At 64.3% G+C, this 12,297-nt stretch carries 11 protein-coding genes; 5 read left to right on the top strand and 6 right to left on the bottom strand.

The features are described 5' to 3' along the window. Positions 1–3: 3 nt before the first annotated feature. Positions 4–486 carry a cation:proton antiporter regulatory subunit gene (locus tag R4P70_RS21995; RefSeq protein WP_021344116.1) on the bottom strand — a complete coding sequence of 161 codons (483 nt, stop codon included), beginning with the start codon at positions 484–486 and terminating at the stop codon, positions 4–6. An 86-nt stretch (positions 487–572) separates the two neighbouring features. Further along, positions 573–950, bottom strand: coding sequence for a DUF952 domain-containing protein (locus R4P70_RS21990; protein WP_019748242.1), 378 nt, complete (start codon positions 948–950; stop codon positions 573–575). 234 nt (positions 951–1,184) lie between these two features. Between R4P70_RS21990 and R4P70_RS21985 the strand changes: the two genes are divergently transcribed. Beyond that, a complete protein-coding gene (locus R4P70_RS21985; RefSeq protein ID WP_003942643.1) occupies positions 1,185–1,376 on the top strand; it encodes a hypothetical protein in 192 nt (63 codons plus the stop codon). 133 nt (positions 1,377–1,509) lie between these two features. Here R4P70_RS21985 and R4P70_RS21980 read toward each other — a convergent pair whose 3' ends face one another. After that, the gene (locus tag R4P70_RS21980; RefSeq protein ID WP_020907558.1) at positions 1,510–3,288 is read right to left on the bottom strand and encodes a DEAD/DEAH box helicase; all 1,779 of its coding nucleotides are present in this window, start codon (positions 3,286–3,288) and stop codon (positions 1,510–1,512) included. Positions 3,289–3,544: 256 nt separating this feature from the next. Here R4P70_RS21980 and R4P70_RS21975 point away from each other — a divergent pair, with 256 nt between their 5' ends. Beyond that, on the top strand, positions 3,545–4,792 hold the full coding sequence (locus tag R4P70_RS21975) for a YihY/virulence factor BrkB family protein (RefSeq protein ID WP_020907556.1): 1,248 nt from the start codon (positions 3,545–3,547) through the stop codon (positions 4,790–4,792). Here R4P70_RS21975 and R4P70_RS21970 read toward each other — a convergent pair. Next, positions 4,765–5,001, bottom strand: a complete 237-nt coding sequence (locus tag R4P70_RS21970) for a DUF3039 domain-containing protein (protein ID WP_003942602.1) — start codon at positions 4,999–5,001, stop codon at positions 4,765–4,767. The two genes, R4P70_RS21975 and R4P70_RS21970, sit on opposite strands and share 28 nt — an antisense overlap. An 83-nt stretch (positions 5,002–5,084) precedes the next feature. Between R4P70_RS21970 and R4P70_RS21965 the strand changes: the two genes are divergently transcribed. The 3 genes from R4P70_RS21965 to R4P70_RS21955 all read left to right on the top strand — a co-directional run bounded on the left by R4P70_RS21965 (position 5,085) and on the right by R4P70_RS21955 (position 8,101). After that, entirely contained in the window at positions 5,085–5,444 is a 360-nt protein-coding gene (locus R4P70_RS21965) for a DUF3099 domain-containing protein (RefSeq protein WP_019748237.1), read from the top strand. A 26-nt stretch (positions 5,445–5,470) separates the two neighbouring features. After that, positions 5,471–6,970 (top strand): methyltransferase, encoded by a 1,500-nt coding sequence (locus R4P70_RS21960; protein ID WP_019748236.1) that lies wholly within the window; start codon positions 5,471–5,473, stop codon positions 6,968–6,970. A gap of 159 nt (positions 6,971–7,129) precedes the next feature. Beyond that, positions 7,130–8,101 (top strand): sigma-70 family RNA polymerase sigma factor, encoded by a 972-nt coding sequence (locus R4P70_RS21955; RefSeq protein ID WP_003942639.1) that lies wholly within the window; start codon positions 7,130–7,132, stop codon positions 8,099–8,101. Between the two features lie 160 nt (positions 8,102–8,261). Here R4P70_RS21955 and R4P70_RS21950 read toward each other — a convergent pair whose 3' ends face one another. Beyond that, positions 8,262–10,967, bottom strand: a complete 2,706-nt coding sequence (locus R4P70_RS21950) for a bifunctional GNAT family N-acetyltransferase/acetate--CoA ligase family protein (protein WP_020969494.1) — start codon at positions 10,965–10,967, stop codon at positions 8,262–8,264. Next, positions 10,960–12,231 carry an acetoin utilization protein AcuC gene (locus R4P70_RS21945; protein WP_019748234.1) on the bottom strand — a complete coding sequence of 424 codons (1,272 nt, stop codon included), beginning with the start codon at positions 12,229–12,231 and terminating at the stop codon, positions 10,960–10,962. Before R4P70_RS21945 ends, R4P70_RS21950 begins: the two co-directional genes overlap by 8 nt. Positions 12,232–12,297 lie beyond the last annotated feature (66 nt).

Genomic DNA, 12,297 nt, shown 5'->3' with positions numbered 1-12,297 from the left:
CAGTCAGCCGTTGGCCAAGATTTTTGCCGCTGCGGCCAAACCGTCCGGCGTTCCGACTGCTACGAGAAGATCTCCCCCGGTGAAGGTGAAGTCGGGGTTCGGGGACGGGCTGACCTGTCCGGCACGCATGACGGCGACGATGGAGACTCCGGTACGCGTGCGCATGCCTGTGTCCCCGAGGGTCTGCCCGTCGTAGCGCGAACCGTCCTTGATGTAGAGCTGTTTGGTTCGAATGCCCGGAAGGTCACGGTGCTCTTCTTCGAGCTGCGCAACGAGCTGTGGGGCACCCAGGAGATTGCTGAGCGCTGCCGCTTCCTCTGTGGTCAGAGGCAGCGAGGCAGCACACGCGTCAGGGTCGTCTGCCTTGGACACGATGAGGTCGGTATGACCGTCCCGATGGGTGACGACACCCACGCGACGACCGGAAGACAGAACAAAATCCTTGCGCGTCCCGATCCCCGGTAGTGGGGTGACTTCTACGTTCATATACCAACGGTAGCGCCGATCGGCGACCTGCATCGCGTGAGGGCCACAATCCGCCGGGAGCACTTCGCGGCGAGCGAACCGGCGACCTACCGAACCGGCGAAAACACGCCGTTCTCGTCCGGAAGATACTCGACGACAGCGGTGACGGCTGCGACCGGAATCGGGGCGTACAGATGCGGGAATCGCATCGATTCCGGGTCAGAAGGGACACCCGGTTCGTACTTGACCTGACCACCGAGCAGGGCCGGATCGATGGCGAGAAGGACTATGTCTTCGCGGCCGGCGAAGATCCGATTCGCCGGGAGATGAACTTGCGCCGGAGTCGACATGTGAACAAATCCCTCCGCCTCGAATCCGTCGGGGATACGTTCGCCGTGCTGTTGTGCCCGCGCCCATTCCTCGCGCGTGCACATGTGGAGCAACTCGACGCTCTCGTCGACAAGTGGTTCGCGTCCCGGGTTCATCCGCCCAGAATATCGGGCTGAGGTCGGCGATTCGAATCAGCTGTCAGCGAACAATCTTCACCCGAGAATGCCTGCCCAGCGCATTTCCAGTGAGACACAACACTAAGAAACGCCTTCGGGAACAACCCGTAAACCCCAAACGTCTGTAAGAGTGGATCTACCGCGCCATTCCGACGCGGCGGACCAGGCCCCAGGCACGCGGCCCGAATGCCGCAAAGCCAGTACGGAGGAGTCATGCCCGGAACACTGACCAGCCCACAGTTGACCGCTGCCGACCGGTGCGACCGGTGCGGTGCCGGAGCACGCGTACGCGCCGTGCTTCCCACCGGCGGCGAGCTTCTCTTCTGCGGACACCACGCAACCGAACACGCGGATCGACTTCGCGAGATGAATGCCGTCGTCTCCGAAAGCGAACCCGCAATCTGACCTGTCAGCCGGGGGTGGCCTCTTCACGAGGCGCGCCATGAACGCCAGAACGGGCGATCACATTCACTGTGATCGCCCGTTCTGCCGTTCCGGGGCCGCAAACACGCGAAGCGTGCGGGACCGGTATCGGCTGCTACCAGCTGCGTAGGATCGCGATGCGCTCGGTCAGCTGATCGACAGTCGCGATGGCCGTCGGCGGGCCTCCGCACACTCGGCGAAGTTCCGCGTGAATGATGCCGTGTGGTTTGCCGGTGCGGTGAACGTTCATCGCCACCAACCCGTTCAGCTCCTTGCGGAGCGCTCCGAGCTGATCTGCCGTGGCCGCTCGATCGGATACCACTGCCGCCGTGGGTTGCGGTGCGGCGGCCTTGGCCGAGTTGGCCTCGACCTGTGTCTGCTGGCGTTGACGCAGCAATGCCCGCATCTGATCGGCGTCGAGTAGGCCTGGCAGACCGAGGTAGTCGGCTTCCTCGTCACTTCCGGCGAATGTCGCGGTACCGAAGGACGATCCGTCGTAGATCACCTGGTCGAGTTCGGCATCGGCGCCCAGGGACGTGAACGCCTTCTCCTCCTCGCCCAGCTCGTCCTTCTGCTTGTTCGCATCGGCGAGCAGGTCGTCTTCGAGGCCGTCCTTCTCACGATGCGGCTTGCCGAGTACGTGGTCACGCTGAGCCTCGAGCTGTGCAGCAAGGTCGAGAAGCACCGGCACCGACGGCAGGAAGACGCTGGCAGTTTCGCCCTTACGACGCGAACGCACGAAGCGCCCGATCGCCTGAGCGAAGTACAGCGGGGTCGACGCGCTTGTCGCGTACACACCGACCGCCAGACGGGGAACGTCGACGCCCTCGGACACCATGCGCACCGCGACCATCCATTTCTGGTCGCTCGCACCGAATTCGGCGATTCGCTTGGACGCGGTGGGGTCGTCGGACAGCACGACGGCCGGCTGTTCGCCGGTGATCGCTGTCAACGCCTTCGCGTACTCGCGGGCCACCGTCTGGTCCGTCGCGATGACAAGTCCGCCGGCATCGGGCATACCCGTACTGCGCAGCTGCGCCAAACGGGTGTCTGCTGCTTGCAGCACGGCAGGAATCCAGTCGCCGGCAGGGTCCAAGGCCGTACGCCATGCCCGAGTCGTCTGCTCGGCGCTCAGCGGCTCGCCGAGCCGAGCGGTGAATTCCTCGCCGGCGTTGTTTCGCCACCGCGCCTCGCCCGAGTAGGCGAGAAACACGACGGGGCGAACCACGCCGTCCTTGAGGGCATCCGAGTATCCGTAGGAGTGATCGGCTTTCGAGCGGAGCAGACCTTCCTTGTCCGGCTCGTACTCGACAAAAGGAATGGCACTGTCGTCACTGCGGAACGGAGTTCCGGTCAGTGCGAGACGCCTGGTCGCGTCGCCGAACGCCTCACGAATGGCGTCGCCCCAGCTCTTGGCGTCGCCGCCGTGGTGGATCTCGTCGAGGATGACCAGCGTCTTGCGGCCCTCGGTGCGCACACGGTGCTTCGACGGGTGCGAGGCAACCTGGGCGTAGGTCAGCACGACGCCGTGATAGTCACTCGAGGTCTGGCCGGTCGAGTTGGAGAACCGCGAGTCCAATGCCAGGCCGGATCGCTGAGCGGACTCCGCCCACTGGTGCTTGAGGTGCTCGGTCGGCGCCACGACGGTTATCTGGTCGACCGTCCGGTCACGGAGCAATTCCGAAGCTACCCGCAAAGCGAAGGTGGTCTTACCTGCTCCCGGCGTTGCGACCGCCAGAAAGTCACGCGGACTGCTGGAAAGGTACTTGGTCAGTGCACGGCGCTGCCATGCACGAAGGGAACCGGTAGGGGCGCCAGGTTGGGTTCCCGCGGATTGAGCTCCGGCGGGTTCGGGCGAATTGCCGAACTCGGCTGCCACGGTCTCAGACGTCATAGGCCGCGCCTCCACTGGAATCGCACTGTTGTCTCGCGCTCCTCGAATTTTCATCAATGTCCGGCGACGAGCCTAGCCGCCGCCACCGACGAAAGCCGCACTCGAAGCGCGTACTCATGGCCGTTCTCACTTCGGCCGGCGAGGTTTCGCTGCTCTCGCATCCTGCCGACCTGCACGCGAATTGTCTCAGAAATGTGCGACACGTCGGCGCCATGGTTGGGCAACCGGGTGTGTCGTCAGGGATGCTGGAGACATCATGAGTGAAGCGCGAGGCGAGAAGTCGAGCGGAAGTGATCTGCACCACCGCAGATGGCATCCGCTACGCCGCACCGGGCAGTTGATCGGTCGCACACTGAGCAAGGCCTGGGACGATTCCATCTTCGGAAAGGCGGCTACGGCCGCGTTCTGGCAAACGCTGTCACTGGCTCCCCTGCTGCTGGGCCTTCTCGGAATGATCGGATACATCGGTGGGTGGTTCGGACCCAACACCGTCGAGATCATCGAATCCAAGATCGTCACGTTCAGCGGAACGATCTTCAGCGAAAGCGTCGTCGACCAGATCATCCGCCCGACGGTGACGGACGTCCTTCAGCGCGGACGACCGGAGATAATCTCGGTGGGCTTCCTGCTCTCCCTGTGGGCGGGATCATCGGCGATCAGTACGTTCGTCGACTCGATCGTGGAAGCACACGGTCAGCAGGATGCGCGCAATCCCATCTGGCAGCGCATCTTCGCCCTGCTGCTCTACGTGATGTTCCTGGTGATGGCGGTATTCATCCTGCCGCTGGTAGCTCTCGGACCGACTCTCGTCGGGCGAGCACTGCCGGCCTCCTGGTACGTGGTCGGATCGAATCTGGTCGACACGTTCTACTACCCCGCTGTCGGTCTGCTGGTGATCATCGGCCTCACGACGCTCTACAAGGTCGCTCTGCCGAAGTCGCTGCCGTGGCATCGGCTGCTCGCGGGCGCGCTGGTCGCCGGTGTGTTCTTCATGGCCGCCAGCACCGGATTGCGCTGGTACCTGGGATTCGTCACCAGCACCGGCTACACGTACGGCGCACTGGCAACGCCGATCGCATTTCTGCTCTTCACGTTCTTCCTCGGTTTCGCCGTCGTCCTCGGCGCCGAGTTCAACGCGACGGTTCAGGAGTTCTGGCCGGCTCGTGCCACTCGGATGGAGCAGATGCGAGAGTGGCTTGCGGCTCAGAACACCGACGACGAGACCGGTCCGGTCACCAACCTGACCTGGCACCTGGCCACCAGCCCGATCCGCATCTCGGGCGACAAAGCGGATCCGGCCACGGTCCCGTCGTACGGGCGGCCCCGCAGCAGACAAACGGAGTCGCGCCAGAACTCGTGCGCCGACCAAGATCCCTGCGATGAACCGCAGGCAGACGCGAAGAGCCCGGCGGCCGACTGCGTCGAGGCTGTCGATCCGCCGAGCTCCGGAAGTACTCCCGCGCGCGTGACCCGAGGTCAGTCGCCCTTGCGGAGCCCTTCGTAAATCTTCTTGCAGTCCGGGCACACCGGTGATCCCGGCTTGGCGGACTTCGTCACGGGAAACACCTCGCCGCACAGCGCGACGACATGGGTTCCCATGACGGCGCTCTCGGCGATCTTGTTCTTCTTCACGTAGTGGAAGAACTTCGGGGTGTCGTCGTCGGTCGTTTCGTCGGTGGAGACGTCGGGACGTTCCTTGGTTTGAGTGCTCACCCCTCCAATAATGCCGTCTCCGTCACAGCGGTGCGACCCACGGGTCGTGTGCAATTGTCGGCCGAGAGTGGAACAGTGGAGTCATGGCACGAAATGGCGCGTTCGGCAGGTCCGACGAGGCCGGGACTCCCGATAATCCCGTACTGATCACCGAAGCGCAGAAGTCCGTCGAAGAACAGCACAAAGCCCGAGTGCGCAAGTACATGATCATCATGTCCTTCCGGTTCCCGGCGTTGATCCTCGCGGCGATCGCGTACGGCATCTGGGCCAACGCCTGGATCTCGATGCTCATCATCGGTGCATCCATTCCGCTTCCCTGGATCGCCGTCCTGATCGCCAACGACCGACCACCGCGCACCAAGGACGAACCGAGCCGATACGACGGACGAAAGAAGACCGCAGGCGAGATCGAATCCGCGACGCACCACACCATCGAAGGCTGACAAGTTCCGCCTGCGAGAATGACGGGGTGAGAAGCGAAACGCTCCTGTCCATCACCCCTGCGCTGCGTGAGGCTCTGCTTCGCAATCGATTCGACACGGGAACCATGCTCGAGGCATTGGGTCCCGAAGTTCACGCCGCTCTCGGCCGAAGTGAGCCGGTGCCCGTGCGCCGCGCCACCCGAGAACTCGGGGACCTGGGCGTTCTCATCAGACTGTTCCTTCTCGCCGATGATTGCCCGGCAGGCGACGTCGCCGCGGCGTTGACTCCGCTGACAATTGCGCAGTGCGTCGACGCCGGCCTGCTCGAAGGTGAAAACTTCGACAGTGAGAATCCGCTCGTGCGGGCCGCGGTCGATCTTCGCCCCATAGACGTCGGCGACGGCGACCGTTGGGTGATCTCGGATCTCGACGGCGGAATCCGTCCCAAGAAGGCCACGGCCGATCACGTGCTGGGCGTCGGACATGCGTCACTGTCCTTGCTGCAGGCCACGCCCACCGCGAAGGTCGGCAGCGTGCTCGACCTCGGTACGGGATGCGGCATCCAAGCCCTGCACGCAAACACGTACGCCGATTCGGTCACCGCAACCGACATCAACCAACGCGCCGTCGACCTCACGGCCGCAACCATGGCGCTCAACGGACTGGACGTCGAACTGCTTCAAGGGTCCTGGTTCGAACCCGTCGAGGGTCGAACCTTCGACCAGGTGGTCGCCAATCCCCCGTTTGTCGTCGGCGAGGCACGCGTCCATCACACGTACCGCGATTCCGGCCTCGATCTCGACGGTGCGAGCGAATTGATGATCTCGCGCTCGATCGACTATCTGAACCCCGGCGGCACGGCAGCACTGTTGGCCTCGTGGGTGCACATCGAAGGACAGGACTGGCGTTCGCGGATCGCGTCGTGGCTGCCGGCGCACGGCGTCGACGCCTGGGTGGTGCAGCGCGACGTGGCGGACCCAGCTCTGTACGTCGGCACGTGGCTCAAGGACGGCGGGCAGGATCCGCGAGATCCGGAATCGGCATCGAGAGCAAACGCCTGGCTGGATCACCTCGAAGAAGCCGATGTCGAGGGCGTCGGCTTCGGTTTCGTGTTCCTTCGCCGCACCGACTCCCCCACCGACCTGATGGCCGAGGACCTCATGCACGGCTTCTCGGACCCGCTCGGGGCCGAGGCGCTTGCTTACTTCGACCGTCTTGCCTGGTTGCGTGAACACGACGTCCTCGAGGAGCGATTCGTCCTCGATCCGGACACGGCTCTCGAACGCGTCTACCTCCCCGGCGACGAGGGATGGCAGCAAGTGGTCACGCGTGTGCACCGCGGCAACGGACCGCACTGGCAGCACGAGATCGACGAGCTCGGTGCTGCGCTGCTGGCCGGGCTCCGAGCGGACGGACTGGTGGTCGACGAACTGGTCGAACTTCTTGCCGCGGCGAACGGCGAAGACCCGGACCAGCTACGTGAGGCCGTCGTCACATTGCTGGTCTCGCTTGTCCGGCACGGGTTGGTGCTTCCCGTCACGAACTGAGTTCCCGGTGAGTTGCAGATTTTTGTGTTCTCAGCAACTTCTCAGGACGACTGGGAAATAACTGCAGGTCACGGCGTTTTAGCGGAAATCGGCGCGGGAACTTTCCCGGAACTCTCACACGTTGAACTGTGTGAGAGACCGCCGATAGGGAGGCAAGTCATGACAAGCCCCAGCACCACTACTCGCATTCGTCCGAGCGCCGCAGATCTGGACGCCCAGAGCCCGGCCGCAGACCTGGTCCGCGTCTACCTGAACGGGATCGGTCGTACTGCACTGCTGACAGCAGCAGACGAGGTCGAACTGGCGAAGCGAATCGAAGCGGGGCTGTACGCCAGCCACGTCCTTGCCACGGGAAAGCGCCTGACAGTCGCCAAGAAGAGGGATCTCGCAACGATCGTTCGCGAGGGACAGTCGGCGCGTAGCCACCTCCTGGAAGCGAACCTGCGACTCGTCGTGTCGCTGGCCAAGCGCTACACCGGCCGCGGAATGCCGCTCCTCGATCTCATTCAAGAAGGCAACCTCGGACTCATCCGTGCCATGGAGAAGTTCGACTACGCCAAGGGCTTCAAGTTCTCGACGTACGCCACCTGGTGGATCCGTCAGGCGATCACCCGCGGAATGGCTGATCAGAGCCGCACCATCCGGCTCCCAGTCCACCTCGTGGAGCAGGTCAACAAGCTCGCCCGCATCAAGCGCGAACTGCACCAGCAGCTCGGGCGCGAAGCGACGGACGACGAGTTGGCCGAAGAGTCGGGCATTCCCGCCCACAAGATCGCGGACCTGCTCGACCACAGTCGCGACCCGGTAAGCCTGGACATGCCAGTCGGCAACGACGAAGAAGCTCCCTTGGGCGACTTCATCGAAGATTCCGAGGCGACTTCGGCGGAGAACGCCGTCATCGCCGGTCTGCTGCACAGCGATGTGCGCAGCGTGCTCGGGACGCTCGACGAGCGCGAGCAGCAGGTCATCCGACTTCGCTACGGTCTCGACGACGGCCAGCCTCGCACCCTCGATCAGATCGGCAAGCTCTTCGGCCTCTCGCGTGAGCGGGTTCGTCAGATCGAGCGTGAGGTCATGGGCAAGCTCCGCGTCGGCGATCGCGCCGAGAAACTGCGTTCCTACGCGAGCTGATCAAACAACACAGCACGTGCGTCAGCGCGCCACACCACTCGCGCTGACGCACCGCACAAAGCACCGGCCACCGCTTATTCCCTCCCCCTCGGGAATGTGCGATGGCCGGTGTTGTTCGCTGTGTCTACCGCAACCGCAGCGCCTACCGCAGACGCTGTATCTACCGCAGACGCCTGGGGCCCAGGTCGATTGCGCTCGGCTCGGGCCCGATGCGTACTCGCGAATCGGTGATCTCCGCGCCGGTAGCCGAAGCAAGTACCGGCTCACAGGCCAGTTCGCGGACTTCCGGAATGTCGTCGGCCAGCGCCGAGATCCGCTGGACCAGATCGACCAAGGCACCCTTGTTGACCGGGACGGCGTTGCGATATCCGGAGAGCAGCGGCGCTGCCTTGGGTGCGTCGATCAACTCCGTAGCAGCGTCTTCCGTGAGCGGCAGTACGCGATAGGCACGGTCCCCGAGGAGATCGGAGATCACACCGGCGAGACCGAATGAGATCAGCGAACCGAACGACGGGTCGTCTTGGACACCAACCACACACCCGATGCCCTTGGTTGCCATTTTCTGCACGTGCAGCAGCGGTTCACCCGACGCGGCCGCAAGATCTCGGTAAGCGAGGCGCACCGATTCAGGTCCACTCAGATCCAGCCTGACGCCGCCCAGATCCGGTCGGTGGCGCCACATTTCGCCGGTTGCCTTGACCGCGACCGGGTAGCCGACAGCATCCGCTGCCTCTACAGCTTCGTCTTCGCTCAGGACCGAACGGAATTCGACGACTGCAACCCCGTAGCACTCGAGAAGAGCTGCTGCTTCGACGTCCGAAAGCCAACGGCCAGGCGAGTTTTCAAGCCAGGCGGCCACCATCTTCTGGGCTCGTTCGGAGTCGATCCCCGCGGGGCGAACAACCTTCGACGCAGGCTTGCTGCGCCACTCCGCGTAACGCCAGGCCCTCGCCAACGCCAGTGCGGCGCGCTCCGGCCCTGGGTAGGACGGCACCGAACCGCGGGTCGGGTTTCCGACTTCGTCGCGGACCGCCAGGACGTCCGGCACACCCTCGGCTGCGAGGAACGTCGTGAGAATCGGCTTGTCCGAGCCGGCGACGGCGTCTTTGAGTGCTTTCGCGAACGGCTCGACCGGAATGGCAACCGGAGGAACGAAGACGGCGATGACGGCATCGACGTCGAACGACGCCAACGCGTCGCGCACGGCAGCGGCGAACAGTTCCGGACTCGCCTGGGCACCAAGGTCGACCGGGTCGCTGACCTGCAAACCTTCACTGCGGGCGGCGTCCGCGGCAAGGACACCGAGCGCGGTCGAGTTGCCGATGACAGCAAGCCGCGGACCCGCCGGCAACGGCTGGTATCCGAAGAGCAAGGCACAGTCGAACAATTGTGAAATGGAGCCGACCTGGATGACGCCCGCCTGTTCGAAGAGGGCGCGGACGATCGAATCGTCGATCTCGACTCCGGTGGCGGCGAGAACCGGCGGAACCGCGTGCCGACCGCTCTTGACCGCGACGATCGGCTTCTTCCGCGCAACTCGGCGGGCGATCCGGGAGAACTTTCGCGGGTTGCCGAAGCTCTCCAGGTAGAGAAGGACCACTTCGGTGGACTGGTCGGAATCCCAGTACTGCAGAAGGTCGTTGCCCGAGACGTCCGCACGGTTGCCGGCAGAAACGAAGGCGGACAACCCGATTCGGCTGCGCGCGGCTTCGTCGAGAATGGCGATACCGAGCGCGCCGGACTGACAGAAGAAACCCACGTTGCCTGCCACCGGCAAGACCGGCGCGAGAGTCGCATTCAACGAGATCGCGGGGTCGTTGTTCGCGACACCCAGCGCATTCGGACCGATGAGGCGCATTCCGTGAGCGCGTGCTGCATGGACCAGTTTGCGTTCGGACGAGCGTCCGTCCGGACCGCTCTCGCTGAAGCCCGACGAGACCACCACCAGCGCTTTGACGCCCTTGTCGAGGCAGTCGTCGAGTACCGAATTGATCGATTCTGCAGGTACAGCCACGACGGCGAGATCGACGTCGTCAGGAATGTCGCGAACAGTTGGGTACGCCCGCACCCCGTGAACCGAACGATGCTCCGCGTTGACGGGGTAGACCGGTCCGGTGAATCCGCCGCGCAGCAGGTTGGTCAACACCGCGTTACCCACCTTGGCGGGGTCCGCTGATGCGCCGATCACTGCCACCGATCGTGGACTCAGCACGTTTCCCATGCTGCGGGCCTCAGCTGCCCGCTCACGCGAATTACGTACTGAAACAAGCGCTTCCGTCGGGTCGATCGCGAATTCGAGGCGCAGCACGCCACCGTCGAACGAGCGGCTCACCTGATACCCCGCCTCACGGAACACCGTCACCATGTTGCGGTTCTCGGACAGGACCTCGGCGACGAACATCGTCAGGCCGTTCTCGGCCGCTGCTGCTGCCAGGTATTCGAGCAGGATCGGGCCGAGGCCGCGCCCCTGGTGTGCGTCGGCAACGACGAAGGCGACCTCGGCAGACTTTCCGTCACCGACGTCGAGGAGTCGCTCGTAGCGACCCACCGCGATGATCTCGTCGCCGAGCATCATCACGAAGGCGACGCGGTTGTGGTGGTCGACCGTCGTGAAATTCTTCACGTCGCGCGCCGACATCGTGGGGTACGGGCCGAAGTAGCGCAGGTACCGAGTGCGCTCGGAGAGTTTGCCGTGGAATTCGACGAGCTTGTCCGCGTCCTCGGGAACGATGGGTCGCAACGCCACCGCGCCGCCGTCGGAGGCGAGAACATCGACTACCCACGAATGGGGATAGGTGTGAGCCGGGTCGGTCTTCGGCGCCTGGTCGCTCGCGCCGCCGGCATCGGTATCGGACTGTTCAGTCACGGGGATCCTCCGGGTCGAGTCCGAGTAGCGGGAACGAAGCGCGGCGTGTGGCGATGATCGCCGAGTCGATTCGGGTGAGTGCACGATCTACCGAGGCGACACCTGTCTCCGGTGTACCACCCGGGCCGTCCCACGGGGTGTAGGCGACATCTCCGCCGTCGCCCATGGTCGGCGGGAGGTCGACGCTCGGCGCTCGCAGCTTCGTCGATTCCTTCCACTCGTCAGGCACAGCTGTGTCGACGTCGACCTCGCGATCGAGCGCGGCAGCGATCAGGTGAGTCCATGCCCTCGGCACGACGCGAACCAGTCCGTATCCGCCGCCGCCGACTGCCAGCCACCGGCCCTCGGAGTAGCGGTCGGCAAGATCGCGCATTGCCAGGAACGCTGCTCGCTGGCCGTCGACGGTCAGAGCGAGGTCCGCGAGCGGGTCCTCGCGGTGCGAGTCGACTCCGCACTGGCTGATGATGATCTGCGGGCGGAAGGCTGCAATGGCTCCCGGGACGACGGCGTGAAATGCGCGCAGCCACAACGCGTCGACGGTCCCGGGAAGCACCGGGATGTTCACTGCAGTGCCTTCAGCGGCCCCGTCGCCGACCTCGCTCGACCATCCGGTGTTCGGCCACAAGGTTGCCGGGTGCTGATGCAGCGAGACCGTGAGCACCCGGGGGTCCCCGAGGAACGCATGTTGCACTCCGTCGCCGTGATGAGCGTCGACGTCGATGTAGGCGATGCGGTCGTAGCCGTTGTCGAGCAGCCACGAAATCGCCACAGCCGCATCGTTGTAGACGCAGAATCCCGAAGCCCAATCCGCCATCGCGTGGTGCATGCCGCCGCCGATGCTGACCGCGCGTCGCGTACGTCCCGAAGCGATTTCCTGCGCTGCGGCCAGCGAGCCGCCGGCGAGGATCGCACTTGCTTCGTGCATGTGCGGGAAGACCGGGTTGTCCTCGGTACCGAGCCCGTGGGGAACATCCTGGCCGCTCACACCGTTGTTCGCAGAGTTACCCGCGTCTTTGACCGCTGCAAGATATGCCGGTGTGTGGATTCTGAGGAGGTCGGCATCGGACGCGGCGCTCGGTTCGAGAAATTCGATGCCCTCGAGAAGTCCGAGGCTTCGCGAGAGTGCCATCGTGAGATCGAGGCGAGTGGGATTCATCGGGTGATCGGCGCTCCACCGATAGCTCAGGTACTCCGGACTCCACACCACGACTCGATTCGCTCGAGACGCCGCGGGGTCCCCGTCAGATCTGATCGACGCGGTCATGGGATCACGCTACTTCCTTCTCGTTTCGTGCCGCACACCACACTCGCGGCCCGCTTCGGAGACCGA

This window comes from Rhodococcus sp. IEGM 1241 (assembly GCF_033142365.1).
Classification (GTDB): domain Bacteria; phylum Actinomycetota; class Actinomycetes; order Mycobacteriales; family Mycobacteriaceae; genus Rhodococcus_F; species Rhodococcus_F erythropolis.
The sequence above is the reverse complement of the archived record's forward strand: the minus strand, read 5'-3'. Positions and strand labels throughout refer to the sequence as shown.

Coding starts and splice junctions, on each gene's coding strand:
- R4P70_RS21995 (WP_021344116.1), bottom strand. CDS start 486: ATGAACGTAGAAGTCACCCCACTACCGGGGATCGGGACGCGCAAGGAT.
- R4P70_RS21990 (WP_019748242.1), bottom strand. CDS start 950: ATGAACCCGGGACGCGAACCACTTGTCGACGAGAGCGTCGAGTTGCTC.
- R4P70_RS21985 (WP_003942643.1), top strand. CDS start 1,185: ATGCCCGGAACACTGACCAGCCCACAGTTGACCGCTGCCGACCGGTGC.
- R4P70_RS21980 (WP_020907558.1), bottom strand. CDS start 3,288: ATGACGTCTGAGACCGTGGCAGCCGAGTTCGGCAATTCGCCCGAACCC.
- R4P70_RS21975 (WP_020907556.1), top strand. CDS start 3,545: ATGAGTGAAGCGCGAGGCGAGAAGTCGAGCGGAAGTGATCTGCACCAC.
- R4P70_RS21965 (WP_019748237.1), top strand. CDS start 5,085: ATGGCACGAAATGGCGCGTTCGGCAGGTCCGACGAGGCCGGGACTCCC.
- R4P70_RS21955 (WP_003942639.1), top strand. CDS start 7,130: ATGACAAGCCCCAGCACCACTACTCGCATTCGTCCGAGCGCCGCAGAT.
- R4P70_RS21945 (WP_019748234.1), bottom strand. CDS start 12,231: ATGACCGCGTCGATCAGATCTGACGGGGACCCCGCGGCGTCTCGAGCG.